Consider the following 15,903-nt stretch of genomic DNA (forward strand, 5'->3'; position numbering starts at 1 on the left):
GGTTAGGCACTTACCTCTCCCAGATTTTCAACTGATGAAGCTGCCTTCACGGCTTTACGACATTGTGCATACTGCGACTTCTCTGCATCTGCCATCTCCTTGACGAAGCGTTGGCCGAGGTGGCGCTCTGGGGGCCTGGCAATGCCTTGATCACGCAAGCTGCGGTGGTCTACGCGGGTTGAATAACCGTTTTCTTCAAGGAACTGATTCTGGGTGTCCGCTACAAGTTTTCGCTGTGCAGTCACCTGCTGCTTCAACTCCATTGGGCTCTTTCCGCCACTATCCTTGCGGCATCCGCCTGCGGAAGGATTCTTGGCGTTGTAGCGGGCGAAGGTCTGTTCAGGTGTACGGGGGATGCCATCAGGCAGTCTGTCCGAGCACATCAGATGGATGTGCGGGTTGGGATCCCCACCGAGTTTTCCTTCAGGTGCATGGAGCGCGTACTGGTAGGGTTTGATCCCTGCGAGATTCTTTGCAAGCCGGTCGGCAAGTTCGACCTGCTGTTCAGTACTGAGCTCACTCGGAAGAGTGATTTCGTGTTCTCGGTACACTGCTCCGTTGGCACGCTCATGCTTGTCAGCAACGCTCCAGAACCGTTTCGGATCATCTCCTGCCCATTCGGGCATGTTTCCATGTCCTGTTTGGATAAGGTCCTTCTTGTCACTATGAGATCCTTTACGATCGATATAGTTGGCGTGCCTGCGTGCGCTGCCTTTCTTTCCACTTTTGATGCTGTAATGGAAGCTTGCCATTGCTGTATCACCCTTTCTCTAAGGAGAATAAAAAAGCCGACAAGAGTGATTCTTGTCGGCTACCGGTAGATACTCATGATCGAAGAGTGTTGTGATTAGATAGAAAGGGTAAGTGCGCGTACCACACCCTGCCTGTAATCTATCGTCAGTTCTATTTGATTCCTATTCCCTTGGATTCCTTTCATTCTTCGTGTTGTTGCTTCGAAGGATGTAAGTGAGTTTCTACATATTTATAAGGGTGATGTAAGTTAAAAATTACATTGCGCGCGAAGTGGCTTGATCTTCGATGTATTGAATAAGGTATTCGCAAAACATGTTGATATTTGTCTCGTATTCGTTGCCTGCTTCAAGATCGAAATGAGAGTGAGCTATGGTCATGTGCTTCAGATATACGATCTGGAATCTCATAAACGCTTCCATTCGGTTGCTGCGGCCGAAAAGTAATGCGTAGGCGATGCAATATCGATGATAGAGGGTGAGCATCGCGCCTTGCGGGATGTAGTCCTCTTCATATAGCTCTTCGATGTCTCTTGAGGTGTCCAGGTGACTCAGTAGGCGAAATACAGTTTTCTCGCTTGAGCTCTGTCCTTTCCAGTAGGGCGTGTACTTCGTTTTGATCTTCTTTTGTATCGTTATGGCTAAAAGGGCTGCAACGCAGTCGGCCATTGAAATGTTGACGACGTCATGATCTGTTCTGTGCCATTCGTGGAAGACATAGGCATGCAGAACCTTCTGCGTTTCGTCGGCTATGTTTGTGATCTCGCTGGATCTCAACTCATAACCAGTGGCTTGGTGAACCAAGCGTGCCAGCTCATTTGCATTGGTTTGCAGGAAGGAGTGAATAGCTGCGAGTGATGTGACAGGACGCAATAGGGCATCGCCCTCCGACGGTGAGGAGAGGGCTTGAGTGAAGAGTGGCTCTATCTGGTATTTGCTCAGCTCTTCGTTTTCTGATTCGACAATCCGCTGGTACTCGCCAACGAAGTGCAGAAAGGGAAGTGTTAGTAAATAGATGTATAACCTTTCGTGTATGGGGCCGGCTTCTGTGTTGGCTGGAAGTGGTGATGGCCTATATGACTCTATTTCACTTGATGCAAATCTTATTGTGGTTGTTATATACCAGTCTCTGTATTCCCCGTCGTCTTTGAATATTTCGTAGATCGGGGCGATGAATTCCATTATTTTTTTTGCATATATTTCAATTAGTTTTGATGGTGTTGATTTGTTGATGTGGATGTGTTTAAGTCTTTCATCGTTTATCTCAAGCTCAAGTGTAGACATGAGTTGAGATGCCGCTCGAATGGTCTTTTCGTTCCTTGGTGTATTACGTTCTATCCAGTGTTCAAAAGTGGCTTGGGATGACCCTGGGAGGGAGATTCTTTCGAAAAGTTGTCCCTTAAATGATCTGTTGCTGAGATAGAGTAGCTTGATTGTTTTGATGGTGGTGATTGGTAGTTTTGAATTTATCGATGATATTTCTATATTAAAGTTTGATTTGATGAAATTGATCGCCCCTCTAAATTCTCTTTAGTTATTTCCTCTCTGTATATGGCTGGATTGGATTTTTGGCTGCCTTTTGGCTTATGTGGGGGCGTGCGGTTTAGCTCTTCCAAAAGCTCTTTGATGCTTCCGGTCTCTGATTGGCTTGATTTTTTATGTCTTTCAAAGTCGAAGCGCGGCTTGCACTTCCCTGGTTCGATGTTGCTGCCTGACATTTTCAACCGCCATCCTTTTGGTTGTATTTAGTGTTTAATGGTTGCTGTTTCGCCGGTATTTGTCAGCACGCCGGCAGAAGGTCGCTCCACTTCGTTGTATAGCTGGGAGACAGCGAATGCAATATGGGCCGCCATTGAGCGTTGATAGATACTTTGGACTGCTCGCCAGGTCTGGTGGCACCAACCCGCTAGCCGACGGTGCCCATTCCTGCGGTGCCTCTGCCGAATTTCGCGTTGATCTGGTCTAGCACGGCCATGGCCCGCTCTGCTTTCTCACCGGGCCTGACACTCTGGTACAAAGAGAGTACATACAACCGCTGCCTTTGCCGAAGGCAGCTTGACCGGCAGGCGATCCACTTATCGGATACGGCTTGGCTGTTCAAACAGACGGGGCCAGCTCTGTATGACCGGATCGCTGCCGGCCGGGAACCCGCGGTGTGCCCCGTTGCCGGGCGACAGGGCGGTGGCCACGACGCGCCCCCTCGCCACCACGATCGCCCCTGCACTGCGAACCCGTCATTCGCGCGGCGCGTCTGTCGGTTCGATTCTTCATCCATTCTTATCAGATGCTTTGCGAATGTTCTCCCTGATCGCTGGCTGGGGCCGCGATCGACCCCTCAACCATGGAGATCGACATGTACAGGAGCAGTGGAAACTTCGAGGCGTTCTCGCGCCCCCCCAAGCCCGAAGGCGTGGAGGGCCGCCGTGCCTACTTCGTCGGTTCCGGCCTGGCCTCGCTGGCGGGTGCGGTGTTCCTGATCCGCGACGCGCGGATGCCCGGCAGTGCGATCACGATCTTCGAGGAGCTTGCGCTGCCCGGCGGCAGCATGGACGGGATCCTCGACCGGCACAAGGGATTCATCATCCGCGGCGGTCGCGAGATGGAAGCGCACTTCGAGACACTGTGGGACCTGTTCCGCTCGATCCCCTCGCTCGATACGCCCGATGCCTCGGTACTCGACGAGATGTACTGGCTGCACAAGACCGACCCATCCCGCAACCCCTGCCGCGCGATCCACAACCGCGGCGAGCCGATCGAACGGATGCCCGACCTCACGCTCACTCCAGGAGCGGTGGAGGAACTGATCGCGCTGGCGCTGACCCGCGAAAGCGAGCTGGACGACAAGCGCATCGACGAAGTGTTCGGCGAGGAATTCTTCGCTTCGAACTTCTGGCTGTACTGGGCCACCATGTTCGCGTTCGAGCCATGGGCCAGCGCGGTGGAGATGCGGCGCTACATCCTGCGTTTCGTCCATCACATTTCGACCCTGTCGGACCTGACTTCGCTGCGCTTCACCCACTACAACCAGTACGAGTCGCTGATCCGTCCGCTGGTGGCCTATCTGGAAGGACAGGGCGTCACCTTCCGCTACAACACGCAGGTCGACGACGTGCTGGTCACCGCGAGCGGCAATGGCAAGTTCGCGACCGCGATCCGGCTCACCAGCGACGGCGTCGCCGAGAAGATCGCCGTGGGTCCGAAGGACCTGGTGCTGGTCACCAACGGTTCGATCACCGAAAGCTCCACGTTCGGTGACAACGATACGCCGGCGTCCATCGTGACCGACCGCGGCGGCGCATGGTCGCTGTGGAAGCGAATGGCCGAGCGTGACCCCGCCTTCGGCCGTCCGGAGAAGTTCTGCGAGAACATTCCGGAGGCGAACTGGACGGTCTCCGCGACGGTCACGCTGACCGACGATCGCATCGTGCCGTATCTCGAACGGATCACGGGCCGCGACCCGCGATCGGGCGTGATCGTCACCGGTGGCCCCTGCAGCATCCAGGATTCAAGCTGGCTGTACGGTTTCAGCATGAGCCGGCAGCCCCACTTCGCCGAACAGGATCCGCAGAAGGAACTGGTGGTCTGGCTGTATGGGCTGTTTTCCGACAAGCCCGGCGACTACGTGCCGAAGACGATCCGCGAGTGCACCGGCGCGGAACTGTGTGCCGAATGGCTGTACCACATCGGCGTGCCGGTGGACCAGATCGATGAGCTGGCGCACAACGCGGCCAGCACCGTGCCGTGCAACATGCCCTACATCACGTCCTATTTCATGCCGCGCGCGGCCGGCGACCGGCCGCTGGTGGTGCCGGAGGGCTCGCAGAACCTGGCGTTCATCGGCAATTTCGCCGAGACCGAGCACGACACGGTGTTCACCACCGAATACTCGGTGCGTACGGCGATGGAAGCTGTGTACACGTTGCTGGGGGTGGATCGCGGCGTGCCCGAGGTCTTTGCGTCGATGTTCGACGTGCGCGTGCTGCTCAGCGCGCTGTACTACCTCAACGATCGCAAGCCGCTGGACGAGGTGAAGCTGCCTTGGCTTGCGCGCATCGCCAGCAGTGCGGCCATCGCCAAGACCCGGGGCACCTATCTGGAGGATCTCCTGCGGGAGGCGAAGCTGGTCTGAGTGTGGCGGCGTCCGGGGTCCAGGCCGGCGCACCCTCATGCAGGCGGGTGGGCGAGGCGATGGCTACCCGCTGCTTGATGCCCCCGTGGGCGAGGCCAGTGGCGACGGCACGTGGGCCTGCAGGAAGGCCAGCATTGCTGCCAGCGTCTGCCGGCCTTCGTCGCTGTCGAGGTTGAATTGGTACTCGTGGCCTTGCGCGGGTTCGTGCCCTGGCGCGAAGAACAGGCTCTGTCGCGATCCCTGTGGAACTGACCTGATCATGCCGCCGCCGGCGCCAACCATGGATTGCGCGGCAAGTGCTTGAGCTTGGCGCACAACAGGTAGGCGATCGCGATCAGGTTCTCGTGGGTGGCATAGCCCTTCGCCCGCGCCTTGGCCGCCTGGATCTGGGCGTTCATCGTCTCCACGCTGGCGTTGGTGAGGCCACTCCGGAAGTGCTCGATGATCCCGGCCTTGTGCTCGCGCAGGGTCGCGCCAAGACGCTTGAACGGCGGCAGGCGGCTGCGGCGTGCCCAGCTGATCCAACGGTCCAGCTGGTGGTCGGCTTCTTCCGGCGACAGCCCCGCTGCGTACAGGCGTCGCAGTGCCTGTTTCAAGTGCCAGGCACGCGCCGTCTTCAGGCCGCTGCGCTGCAGCCAGTGCATGGTGCACAGTTGCTTGTAGCTCCAGCGCTCGGAGTCCTTGAGCAGCGCCCAGCGGCTGCCTTTTCTCTCCGGCAGGGTGTTCGTGATGAAGGTTGACGTTGATTACCGAACGGTTTTAATTGGCGAGCCGCGACGACAAGGTCTAGTGCTTCTGCATCGAAGTCCGGTGATGGAGCCATCGGAAGCACGCAAGTGGCTGCGGATAGCTGAGTGCCAGGGCTTTGACACAGAAAACCTCGTGTGGCCGATTCATTCGGGGTGTGAAGGACCCCTATGAATGCTACGGGTCCTGCCGGCGGCAGCGCTAAGCTGGCTCCTCGCGATGAGTCCCCACGGCTGTGGACGGTAGGCCATTCCACCCGCACTTGGGAGGATTTTCGGGAAGTCCTACGAGTCCACGAGATCACCGCTGTGGTTGACGTCAGGCGGTTCCCTGGCTCTCGAAAGTTTCCTTGGTTCGGTAGCGACGCGATGAGCGAGCAGTTGCCTCGGGACGGCGTTGGCTACGAGTGGATTTCTCAATTAGGAGGGCGGCGATCAGTGCTGCCGGGGTCGCCGAACGGCGGGTGGAGAAATTCGTCATTCCAGGGGTATGCGGATCACATGGCCAGCACAGAGTTTGCGGACGGGCTTGAGCAAGCCTTGGCTGCAGCTGCGCAAGGGCGCACGGCGCTGATGTGTGCAGAACTGTTGTGGTGGCGCTGCCATCGGCGATTGATTTCGGATCTCTTGGTATACCGCGGTCATCAAGTCCTGCATATCCAGACCAAACGAGCGGCTGAACCGCACCACCTCAATCCAATGGCCCAAGCGCTAGGCGAGGGCCTTATATATCCCCCGTTGCAGCGCAGTTTGCTTTAGGCCTTCAGAGTAAGCCCGCCTGTCTCCGCTTGGACTTCGCAGAAATGCTTGACTGAATTGAGGGCGGTCGTCATGATCCGGGGCCTCTACTGGGGAGTAGAACCGTGGGCCCGGTACGCCGGGCTCTTTTTCTCTACTGCTATTCAAAACGCTTCATCGAACTGGAGTTCCCAGGATTTCCTAGACAGAGCTAGCCTCTGTTGGGGGTAGCATTGGGAGACAGTCATGTCTGCAGGCAAGATCACCAGCAAGACCCGGCAAGCCTACAAATTTATCGATGCGCATCGGGACGAGTTCAGTATCCAGATGATGTGTCGTCTGCTTGGGGTTGCTCGAGCCGGCTACTACGCATGGCGTGAACATCCGATTTCCGATCGAGCGCAAGAAGATGCGCGGTTGCTTCGCTTGATACGTGCGTCGTTTGCCGCCAGCCACGGAATTTATGGCGCCCCCAGGGTGTTTCTCGACCTGAGGGAGCACGGGGAGGCATGCAGCAAACATCGGGTTGCTCGCTTGATGCGGGTGAACGGATTGCACGCGCTGCATGGCTACCGCATACGGCACATCCCTGTTCCAAAACCTCATGTCTTAATCCCTAATTTGCTCCAGCGTCAGTTCAGCGTATCGCGCCCGAACGAGGCATGGGTGACGGATATCACTTACATCCGCACGTGGCAGGGTTGGCTGTACCTGGCGGTTGTTTTGGATCTTTTCTCACGCAGGGTTGTTGGTTGGGCTGTCAGACCAACGATTCATCGAGAACTTGTTCTGGATGCCGTGATGAAAGCCGTGCGCAGCCGACGTCCTCGCAAAACCCTTATCCACTCGGATCAAGGCTCACAGTACGGAAGTGATGCATGGCGGCGTTTCTGCAAAGACAACCACCTCGAGCCAAGCATGAGCAGACGTGCCAACTGCTGGGACAACGCGGTCGCTGAGTCCTTCTTCAGCAGTTTGAAAAAGGAACGGATCAAGAAGCGCATCTATGCGAATCGTGACGTGGCGACCTCGGACATATCCGACTACATCGATGGGTTTTAAAATCCAACACGTCGCCACAGCCATCTGGGCGGGGCCAGTCCTGACGAGTTCGAGGCAGCGCATCGCCACCCTCGGTCAGGTGTCCACTAAATCCTGGGAACTCCACCTCCGAGGTCGCATGTGTCTGTCCTTGGCACAGTGGTTGCGTACGGGGATACAAGCCGGCAGGTTAGGAGAAGCCGGCGACCATGTAGGTCTGCTCAATCCGGACACGGATTCATGGCTGCATGTGTTAGTGCCGGCGGGGGCCGGGACAACGCGCTGCATGGGGGACGCTCACGTAATGCTTCCCCTGCAGGTGGTGTGCTGTTGCGCGGAGCGTGGTGCTGTCCAGCGCTGATCACACATGAAACAAGGAGACCAGGATGCGTTCGCCATTACGCAAGCAGGATTTCCCCGTGGAAAAAGTGCGTCAGTACCTTGAGCCCGGCCCCATCGTGCTGGTGACGTCGCAATGGCAGCAGCAGCGGAACATCATGACGCTGGGCTGGCACACCGTGCTGGAGTTCTCACCGTCGCTGGTCGGTCTGATGATCTCCAGCGCCACCCACAGTTTCGATCTGATCCGCCGTAGTGGGGAGTGTGTGATCAACCTGCCGACGGTCCCGTTGGCGGATACGGTGGTGCGCATCGGCAACTGCAGTGGTGTGTCGGTGGACAAGTACGCGCTGTTCGATCTTGCGCCGGTGCGGGCATCCCGGGTGCGTGCGCCGCTGCTGGGGCGGTGTCATGCCAACCTCGAATGCCGTCTGCACGACGATGCGCTGGTGGAGCGCTACAACTTCTTCGTCTTCGAGGTGGTGAAGGCGCATGTGGCAGTGTCGCCCAGGCATCCGCGTACGCTGCATTACACCGGCGATGGAGTGTTCATGACGGCAGGCAGGATGATCAGCCGCCGTTCGTTGTTCCGGCCGGACATGCTGGGGTGAGTATGGTGCGGGCCGTTCGGGCGGCTCGCCTGGGCGTTGGGCTCTGTCCGCGCGCGCCGACACCGGGCAGGGATTTGACCCGCCCGCCTCGGCGGCGCAAAGTGTACCCATGCCTCGCTGACTAGGAGTTGCAGCCATGACCGCTGTCAGTTCCCTCCACGCCCAAGGTGACAAGCTGCCGCCCTCCCGACTTTGGCGCGTGTTCTGGCTGCAGGGGGTGATCCCCAGCAATCTGTTATGGGCCGCCGCCCTCTGGGCGTTGGCGCAGGGGCGCACCCCGTTGTTGCTGGCGTTGTTCGCGGCGCTGCTGCTGTATACGGGCTGGATCATCCCGGCGGTATGGCGGGCGGCGCCGAGCGCGCAAAATCCCAATTACGGTGTTGCCGCGCGCGGCCTGACCGTGGCCTGGGGCTTGAATACGGTGCTGGTGGTGTTCTTCCTGATGCTGCAGCTGCTGGCTCAGTAGAACTGCACCGGTGTGCCATCGCGATCGAAGGCGGCAAAACGGCTGATCTGGCCGTCGTTGACCGCGTTGACCATCAGGCGCAGTGGTTGCGTTGCTTCATCGCTGGACGGGGCAATGCCGCCACGGCCATCCAGTGAGGCAACAAACACCAGGTCCCAGACCAGCCCGGTCTGGGCGGATTCGGCGGCCAGGGTCTGGAAGGACGCGATTTCCTGCGGGGCCTTGTCCACACACAGCACCGGGCTCAACGTGCCACCTTCGCCGTTGCTGTGGCGGGCATGCTGATCGGCGGTGGGTGATTCGGGCAGGTCGGCTTTGACGAACACAAACAACAGGCGTTGGGGCTCGGTTTGCTGTCCTGCTGCCTGCAGCAGGCCATTGAAATCGTTCAGCATCATGATCGGGGTCACAGGACAGGGCGTTTTGTAAAGGGTATGCTGCCATAGCTTCGCAAGGCATGGCGGTGCCCTTGATTGATTTAAGTCATTCCATCGCTTCAAAGCCCCACGTAGGCTGACGGTCAGTCACTACAGGCGAGGGAACCCCGGCATGCCGGGCGAGCGTGGATACGTGCAGTCAGGAGGTGAAACAGCCATGAGCCAACTCACCGATGGCTTCGGGCGCAGCTTTCCATACCTGCGTCTGTCGCTGACCGAAGCCTGCAACTTCCGTTGCAGCTATTGCCTGCCCGACGGCTACCAGGCCGACGGCCGGCCGCGCTTTCTTGCGGTGGATGAAATCGCAAGGCTGGTACGGGCGTTTGCCACGCTGGGCATGCACAAGATCCGCCTGACCGGTGGCGAGCCGAGCCTGCGCAAGGACCTGGACCAGATCATCGCCACCGTGGCGCAGGTGCCGGGCGTGCGCAAGGTTGCCATCACCACCAACGGCTGCCTGCTGCCCAGGCGCCTGCCAGGCTGGCATCGTGCGGGCCTGACTGCGCTCAACGTGAGTATGGACAGCCTGCGTCGCGAGCGTTTCCATGCCATCACCGGACATGACCGCCTGCCCGAGGTGATGGAAGGCATCGCCCTGGCCCAGGCGTTGGGCCTGCAATCGGTCAAGCTCAATGCCGTGCTGCTGCGCGGCCTCAATGACGACGAACTGCCGCAATGGATGGCCTTCCTGCGCGACCGGCCAGTGAGCGTGCGTTTCATCGAACTGATGCGCACCGGTGACAACCGCGATTACTTTGAACGTCACCATCTGTGCGCCGATGTGATCGTCGGGCAGTTGCTGGCTGCTGGCTGGAGCGAGCGCAGACGCGCTGCCGATGCGGGCCCCGCACGTGAGTTCAGTCATCCCGACCATCGCGGCAGCATCGGCATCATCGCTCCTTACTCAAAGGATTTCTGCAAAGGTTGCAACCGCCTGCGGGTTACCGCGCGCGGCGATCTGCGGTTGTGCCTGTTCGGTGACTTCGGCATCGCACTGCGGCCGCTGCTGCAGTCAGATGAGGACCAGGGCGCGCTGCTGGCGCGCATCACCACCCAGCTTGGGCTGAAGGCAGCCGGGCATGGACTGCATTTCGGCCAGACCGGGTTGACCCCGCATCTGGCCTCGATTGGAGGATGAGACAAGCAATGAGTGGGCAGATGAGTGCGGCATTCCATATGGCCGATGTACGTGACAAGCGCATTACCCGTCGCCGCGCGGTGGCGGTGGGTGAGCTTGTCGCCGGGCCTGTTGCCTATCCCCTGATCGTCGAGCGACGTCTGCCCAAGGGGGACGCACTGGTGATGGCCGAGATTGCTGGCCTGCAGGGGGCCAAAATGGCCTCGGCGTTGATGCCGCTGTGCCATCCGCTGCCACTGGAACTGGTGAGGGTTTACTGCGCGCCGGCGCCGGAGCGGCTTGCCATCCGGGTGTGGTGCGAATGCGCCAGTGAAGCGCGTACCGGGGTGGAGATGGAAGCGCTGGCAGGGGTCAACGCGGCCCTGCTGACCTTGTATGACCTCAGCAAGCCGGTCGAGCCCGCATTGGAGATCGGCGGTGTCCGGCTGCTGTTCAAGGAAGGCGGCAAGAGCGGCGTGTGGTTGCACCCACAGGGTATGGATGCGGAGGAGCGTGAGCGCTTCCGCCCGCGTCCGCCAAGACAGCTGCAAGGTGCGAGCTGTGTGGTGATCACGCTCAGCGATCGTGCCAGCCGGGGCGACTATGTGGATGAATCCGGGCCAGTGCTGGCCGAGGGGCTGCGTGCACTGGGCGGCGAAGTGGTCAGCACGGAAGTACTGGCCGATGGCATCGAGCCGCTGGCCGGGCGTCTGCACGCGTTCGCCGCCAGCGGCATCCGCATCTGCCTGTGCACTGGCGGCACGGGCCTGGGACAGCGCGATCTCACTCCAGAGGCGTTGCAGTCGCTGGGTGGGCGCAGCGTGCCCGGGCTGGCGCAGATGCTCCGTGGCCTTAGCGCGCAGCACACGCCGTTGGCATGGCTGAGCCGTGCCGAGGTGGTGCAACTGGGGGGCATGCTGGTCATCGCCCTGCCGGGTAGCCCGCGTGCCGCGGCACAGTGCATGAGCATTCTCACGCCGGTGCTGGGCCATGCATTGGCGATGATCGACGGGGCCAGCCACGCATGATCACTTACGCGCAGGCCCTGCAGATCCTGTTGGCCGAGGCGCCGGCGCCAAAGACCGAGCAGGTGGTGGTTGCCGAGGCAGCAGACCGGGTGCTGGCTGCGCCAGTGGTAAGTGCCCAGCACCTGCCACCGTTCGACAATGCTGCGATGGACGGCTTCGCCCTGTGCGCGGACGGCCAGCCCTTGCCTGCCGGTGCCGTATTGCAGGTTGCCGGCTGGCAGGCCGCAGGCGATGCCGCAGCACAGGGGGAGGCAGCACAGGCCTGGGAAATCATGACGGGTGCGCGCATGCCGGCCGGCCTGGACAGCGTGGTGCCGGTCGAGCAGGTGGAGGTGCTGGATGCCGTGGAGGGTCGTCCTGCGCGCGTGCGTCTGCAGGCGATGGTCACGCCCGGGCAACACGTGCGGCTGCGCGGCCAGGACGTGGAGTTGGGCGAAACCGTGCTTGCCGCTGGCACGTCGCTGGATGTGAACGCCATGACCTTGCTGCATGCCCTCGGGACAGCCCGGGTGCAGGTGCAGCAGCGGCCGCAGGTGGCGGTCATCAGCACCGGCAAGGAGCTGATCAGTGATGCGGCCCAGCCGTTGCAGTCCGGGCAGATACGCGACAGCAACCGCCCCTTCCTGGTCAGCCGCCTGCACGCCGCGGGTGCTGATGTGGTCTGGAACGGTGTCGTTGGCGATGACGTGGCTGCTTTTGATGCTGCGCTGGACGCGGCCTTGGCCGCCGGCGCGCGCGTGGTGCTGAGTACGGGGGCGGTGTCGCAGGGCCGCTATGACTTCATCCCTGATGCCCTGCGTGCCCGTGGTGCCACCGTGCTGTTCCACAAGGTCGCCATCCGCCCGGGCAAGCCGCTGCTGTTCGCCCGCCTGGCCGATGGTTGCCTGTACTTCGGCCTGCCGGGCAATCCGATATCCGCGGCAGTGGGGTTGCGCTTCTTCGTGGAGCCGGTGTTGCGCCGCATGCTGGGTTTGGAAGAAGAGGCGCAGTTGCAGTTGCCGTTGCAGGGCGATGTGCGCAAGCCACCGGGGCTGCGCATGCACGCACGGGCACGGGTGGAACTGGATGCGGGGGGGCGGCTGAGCGTGCGGGTGTTGTCCGGGCAGGAATCGTTCCGGCTCAAGACCATGCTGCAGGCCAACGCCTGGGCGATTCTGGAAGGTGACGATGCGTTGGCCCCGGCCGGCACATTGGCTCGCGTGCAGGGTTGGGGGCATCGCGAGCCGCTGCAACTGGCCCGGCAGGAGGAAGCATGAGAGAGGTCGTTGTGCAGTTGTTTGGTGTGTTTTCCGAGCTGGATCATCGTCGCGAGCTAAGCGTGCGGGTGAACGGTGAACACATCGTGGACCTGCGCCGGGCATTGCGCGAGTTGCTGCTGGAACGGTTCCCCCGGTTCCGTGCCGGGCTGGTGGACTATTCGGTATTTGCCGATGAAAAGCGCGTGCTGCGCGACAGCGAGCCGCTGCCTGCGGACGGTCGTGTGGCCATCCTGCCACCGGTGAGCGGAGGTTGAAATGAGCGCGGAAAATCTATGGAAAGTGGTCGAGCGCAGCGCCGCCGCGATTGATCCGGGCGAGGGCATCGCTTTTGTGTCCGACCCCGGCTTTGGCGGCATCGATGTATTCATCGGCAAGGTGCGCGACCTGAACCAAGGGCGCGCGGTGCAGGGCATCACCTATGACATGTTCGAGCCGCTGGTACTCAACGAGTTCCAGCGCCTGGTGGCCGAGGTGGAGGCCGAGTTCGGCCCGCGCATCAAGCTGTACGTGGCCCACGCCAGGGGCCGCCTGGCGGTGGGTGAGGTGGCGGTGGTTGTTGCCGCCGGCAGTCCCCACCGTGACGAGGCTTTCCGTGCCTGCCGGCAGCTGATCGAGGCGGTCAAACACCGCTCGCCGATCTGGAAGCAGGAGCATTACCAGGATGGCGACAGCGAGTGGAGCGAAGGCTGCAGCCTGTGCCAACCCAGCGCCGAGCACGCCGACGACGGACATGTCCACGATCACGCCCACTGACCTGCCGGCCATGGCCGGCATCGTGCTGGCCGGTGGCCTGTCCAGCCGCATGGGCCAGGACAAGGCCTTGCTGCGTTGGCAGGGCAGGTCCCTGCTGGCGCACATGTGCGCGCTGCTGCAGGCCGCGGGTGCGCAGACGCTACGGGTCAGCGGCAGCTACCCGGTGCTGCCGGGGGTCGAGTCGGTCCCCGACCTGGTGCCGCGCTGCGGTCCGTTGGGGGGGCTCTACAGCGTGGTGAAGACGCTGCCGGATGGCCCTGTCTGGGTGGTGGCGGTGGACATGCCGCTGCTCGACCGGCAACTTCTTTGGCGGTTGCGTGACGCAGGTGACGCTCGCTGCGTGCATTTCCGCGGGCAACCGCTGCCAATGCGGTTGAACATTGACCGCAGCTGTCGCACCCTGTTGCAGTCGATGGTGATGGACGTGAACGGGCCGCGCTCGTTGTACCGCCTGCAGCGACAGCTGGGCAGCATCGAGCTGCGCCTGCCCGACGATGGCGATGCCCGTCTGCTGAACTGCAATACCCCCATCCAATGGGAGGCTCTGCCTCATGAAAGTGCAGATCCAGTCGCAGTCCGTACGACTGCGCATTGACGAAAACGAGCTGGCCGAGTTGTTGGCGGGGCAGTGGGTGACCAGCCGGACCGACCTGGGGGCACTGGGCAGCTTTTCCTGCGCGCTGCAGCTGCATGCAGGCGAACAGGCGCGGCTGGATGGCAGCGTCACGGCGCTGCGGTTCGCGCTGCCTCAGGAGGATGTGCTGGCGTTGCAGCAGCGCCTGCCGTGCCGTGATAGACTCTCTTACGAACTCCCCCTGCAACCGCAACCGCTGCATCTTCAGTTTGATGTCGATGTACGTGACAGCGTGCGCCAGCGTGGCGTGCAGCGCCGTGCAAGCGACGTCAGCGTCGCCGCAGATTGATATTTGTCAGGTAGGCGCCGTTATGCCGCCTTTGGTTGATCAAGATCAATACCGGCCCCAGGGCCGCCGGGCTTAATGACGCCGTGGCGACTGGGCAGGCAACAGCACAGCAGAACCAGCGCCGTATCAAACAGCCTTGGAGCGTTGCATGAGTGCCAGTCGCGATGCCGTAAAAAACAGCAGGCCCGGTCCCGGCGGTGTCATCACCGATTGGCGGCCGGAAGATCCGGTTTACTGGGAGCAGACCGGTAAACGCGTTGCCACCCGCAACCTGGTCATATCCATCCCCGCGCTGCTGCTGGCGTTCTCGGTGTGGGTGCTGTTTTCGGCGGTGACCATCAGCCTGCCGAAAATCGGGTTTGCCTTCAGTACCGATCAGTTGTTCTGGCTGGTGGCCTTGCCCAGTCTTTCCGGCGCGACGCTGCGCATCTTCTACTCCTTCGTGATCCCGATCTTCGGTGGCCGCCGTTGGACGGCCTTGTCTACCGCCTCGCTGTTGCTGCCCACCTTGTGGCTGGGCTTCGCGGTGCAGAACCCCGCCACGCCGTATTGGGTATTCGTGCTGATCGCCATCCTGTGTGGCTTCGGTGGCGCGAACTTCTCGTCCTCCATGTCCAATATCTCCTTCTTCTATCCCAAGCAGCGCCAGGGCATGGCACTGGGCCTGAATGCCGGCCTGGGCAACGTAGGGGTGTCGGTATCGCAGGCGGTGGTACCGCTGGTGATCACGGTAGGCGTGTTTGGTGCCCTGGGCGGCGCTCCGCAGGCTGTGGTGGACGGCGGCGCGCCCTTGTTCCTGCAGAACGCCGGCTTCATCTGGGTGCCGTTCATCGCCTTCTTCGCGCTGGCTGCCTGGTTCGGCATGAACGACCTGACCAGTGCCCGCTCATCGTTCTCCGAGCAGGCGGTGATCTTCCGCCGCAAGCACAACTGGCTGATGTGCTGGTTGTACATCGGCACCTTCGGCTCCTATATCGGCTTTTCTGCTGGTTTCCCGATGCTGGTCAAGAGCCAGTTCCCGGACGTGAATCCACTGGCCTATGCCTTCATTGGCCCGCTGCTGGGTGCGCTGATGCGCTCGGTGGGTGGCAGCATGGCCGACCGCTGGGGCGGCGCACGGCTGACCTTCTGGGTATTCGCGCTGATGATCGCAGCCGTGTTCGGCGTACTGCACTTCCTGCCCAATAAAGGCCAGGGCGGCAACTTCTACGGTTTCCTGCTCTCGTTCATGGCCTTGTTCGTGCTCAGCGGCATCGGCAACGGCACCACGTTCCGGATGATCCCGGTGATCTTCCGCACCCTGCACGAGCGCCTGTCGGCCAATGAAGGCGCTGAAGGCAAGAAGGCCGCTGCGCATCAGGCCAGCATCGAATCGGCAGCCGTGGTCGGCTTCTCCGGCGCCATCGGTGCCTATGGCGGCTTCTTCATCCCGAAGAGCTACGGCACTTCGATCAGCTTGACCGGCGGCCCGGACATGGCGCTGTACGGCTTCATCGCGTTCTACGCCACCTGCCTGGCCGTGACCTGGTGGTGGTACTACCGGCGGGGCGCCGAAACACCCTGCTGA

19 protein-coding genes and 1 pseudogene are annotated in these 15,903 nt (G+C 61.0%); 14 read left to right on the forward strand and 6 right to left on the reverse strand.

All coding sequences use genetic code 11. The features are described from left to right. Nucleotides 1–2: 2 nt before the first annotated feature. From VG556_RS20175 to VG556_RS20190, 4 genes are all read right to left on the reverse strand, one after another. Nucleotides 3–752, reverse strand: coding sequence for a MobA/MobL family protein (locus tag VG556_RS20175; protein ID WP_004146441.1), 750 nt, complete (start codon nucleotides 750–752; stop codon nucleotides 3–5). A 255-nt stretch (nucleotides 753–1,007) separates the two neighbouring features. Next, on the reverse strand, nucleotides 1,008–2,033 hold the full coding sequence (locus tag VG556_RS20180) for a hypothetical protein (protein WP_146257711.1): 1,026 nt from the start codon (nucleotides 2,031–2,033) through the stop codon (nucleotides 1,008–1,010). 197 nt (nucleotides 2,034–2,230) lie between these two features. After that, nucleotides 2,231–2,467, reverse strand: a complete 237-nt coding sequence (locus VG556_RS20185; RefSeq protein WP_146257710.1) for a hypothetical protein — start codon at nucleotides 2,465–2,467, stop codon at nucleotides 2,231–2,233. 62 nt (nucleotides 2,468–2,529) lie between these two features. Continuing rightward, the gene (locus VG556_RS20190) at nucleotides 2,530–2,613 is read right to left on the reverse strand and encodes a DUF4113 domain-containing protein (protein ID WP_111144187.1); all 84 of its coding nucleotides are present in this window, start codon (nucleotides 2,611–2,613) and stop codon (nucleotides 2,530–2,532) included. 489 nt (nucleotides 2,614–3,102) lie between these two features. On the opposite strand from VG556_RS20190, the gene VG556_RS20195 reads away from it, so the two are divergent. Then, complete coding sequence (locus VG556_RS20195; protein ID WP_004146476.1) at nucleotides 3,103–4,878, forward strand: oleate hydratase; 1,776 nt, start codon at nucleotides 3,103–3,105, stop codon at nucleotides 4,876–4,878. 257 nt (nucleotides 4,879–5,135) lie between these two features. Here VG556_RS20195 and VG556_RS20200 read toward each other — a convergent pair whose 3' ends face one another. Continuing rightward, entirely contained in the window at nucleotides 5,136–5,609 is a 474-nt protein-coding gene (locus tag VG556_RS20200) for a transposase (protein WP_080103005.1), read from the reverse strand. Here VG556_RS20200 and VG556_RS20205 point away from each other — a divergent pair. The 5 genes and pseudogenes from VG556_RS20205 (at nucleotide 5,560) to VG556_RS20225 (ending at nucleotide 8,819) form a co-directional block, all read left to right on the forward strand. Continuing rightward, nucleotides 5,560–5,799, forward strand: a complete 240-nt coding sequence (locus VG556_RS20205) for a lipocalin family protein (protein ID WP_141650940.1) — start codon at nucleotides 5,560–5,562, stop codon at nucleotides 5,797–5,799. The two genes, VG556_RS20200 and VG556_RS20205, sit on opposite strands and share 50 nt — an antisense overlap. Next, complete coding sequence (locus VG556_RS20210; protein ID WP_004146479.1) at nucleotides 5,796–6,383, forward strand: DUF488 family protein; 588 nt, start codon at nucleotides 5,796–5,798, stop codon at nucleotides 6,381–6,383. The genes VG556_RS20205 and VG556_RS20210 overlap by 4 nt, the downstream gene beginning before the upstream one ends. Nucleotides 6,384–6,608: 225 nt before the next feature. Next, nucleotides 6,609–7,514: pseudogene (locus tag VG556_RS20215) on the forward strand (IS3 family transposase). 275 nt (nucleotides 7,515–7,789) lie between these two features. Beyond that, a complete protein-coding gene (locus VG556_RS20220; RefSeq protein ID WP_004146482.1) occupies nucleotides 7,790–8,353 on the forward strand; it encodes a flavin reductase family protein in 564 nt (187 codons plus the stop codon). Nucleotides 8,354–8,489: 136 nt separating this feature from the next. Then, nucleotides 8,490–8,819 carry a hypothetical protein gene (locus tag VG556_RS20225; protein WP_004146483.1) on the forward strand — a complete coding sequence of 110 codons (330 nt, stop codon included), beginning with the start codon at nucleotides 8,490–8,492 and terminating at the stop codon, nucleotides 8,817–8,819. On the opposite strand, the gene VG556_RS20230 is transcribed toward VG556_RS20225, so the two are convergent. Next, nucleotides 8,813–9,217, reverse strand: coding sequence for a hypothetical protein (locus tag VG556_RS20230; protein ID WP_004146485.1), 405 nt, complete (start codon nucleotides 9,215–9,217; stop codon nucleotides 8,813–8,815). The two genes, VG556_RS20225 and VG556_RS20230, sit on opposite strands and share 7 nt — an antisense overlap. Before the next feature lie 196 nt (nucleotides 9,218–9,413). Between VG556_RS20230 and moaA the strand changes: the two genes are divergently transcribed. From moaA to VG556_RS20270, 8 genes are all read left to right on the forward strand, one after another. Beyond that, the gene (moaA, locus tag VG556_RS20235) at nucleotides 9,414–10,394 is read left to right on the forward strand and encodes a GTP 3',8-cyclase MoaA (RefSeq protein ID WP_032968965.1); all 981 of its coding nucleotides are present in this window, start codon (nucleotides 9,414–9,416) and stop codon (nucleotides 10,392–10,394) included. An 8-nt stretch (nucleotides 10,395–10,402) separates the two neighbouring features. Beyond that, nucleotides 10,403–11,401: a bifunctional molybdenum cofactor biosynthesis protein MoaC/MoaB gene (moaCB, locus tag VG556_RS20240; protein ID WP_004146489.1), complete on the forward strand. Its 999-nt coding sequence runs from the start codon at nucleotides 10,403–10,405 to the stop codon at nucleotides 11,399–11,401. After that, nucleotides 11,398–12,657 (forward strand): gephyrin-like molybdotransferase Glp, encoded by a 1,260-nt coding sequence (glp, locus tag VG556_RS20245; RefSeq protein ID WP_004146491.1) that lies wholly within the window; start codon nucleotides 11,398–11,400, stop codon nucleotides 12,655–12,657. Before moaCB ends, glp begins: the two co-directional genes overlap by 4 nt. Next, nucleotides 12,654–12,914 carry a molybdopterin converting factor subunit 1 gene (locus VG556_RS20250; RefSeq protein WP_004146493.1) on the forward strand — a complete coding sequence of 87 codons (261 nt, stop codon included), beginning with the start codon at nucleotides 12,654–12,656 and terminating at the stop codon, nucleotides 12,912–12,914. Before glp ends, VG556_RS20250 begins: the two co-directional genes overlap by 4 nt. A gap of 1 nt (nucleotide 12,915) precedes the next feature. After that, complete coding sequence (locus VG556_RS20255) at nucleotides 12,916–13,413, forward strand: molybdenum cofactor biosynthesis protein MoaE (protein WP_004146494.1); 498 nt, start codon at nucleotides 12,916–12,918, stop codon at nucleotides 13,411–13,413. After that, on the forward strand, nucleotides 13,391–14,008 hold the full coding sequence (locus tag VG556_RS20260; RefSeq protein ID WP_049450912.1) for a molybdenum cofactor guanylyltransferase: 618 nt from the start codon (nucleotides 13,391–13,393) through the stop codon (nucleotides 14,006–14,008). Before VG556_RS20255 ends, VG556_RS20260 begins: the two co-directional genes overlap by 23 nt. Further along, entirely contained in the window at nucleotides 13,965–14,336 is a 372-nt protein-coding gene (locus tag VG556_RS20265; RefSeq protein ID WP_004146504.1) for a DUF7009 family protein, read from the forward strand. The genes VG556_RS20260 and VG556_RS20265 overlap by 44 nt, the downstream gene beginning before the upstream one ends. Nucleotides 14,337–14,484: 148 nt before the next feature. Beyond that, nucleotides 14,485–15,903, forward strand: a complete 1,419-nt coding sequence (locus VG556_RS20270; protein WP_004146505.1) for a NarK family nitrate/nitrite MFS transporter — start codon at nucleotides 14,485–14,487, stop codon at nucleotides 15,901–15,903.

Source organism: Stenotrophomonas sp. CASM106 (genome assembly GCF_049384825.1).
GTDB lineage: Bacteria > Pseudomonadota > Gammaproteobacteria > Xanthomonadales > Xanthomonadaceae > Stenotrophomonas > Stenotrophomonas muris.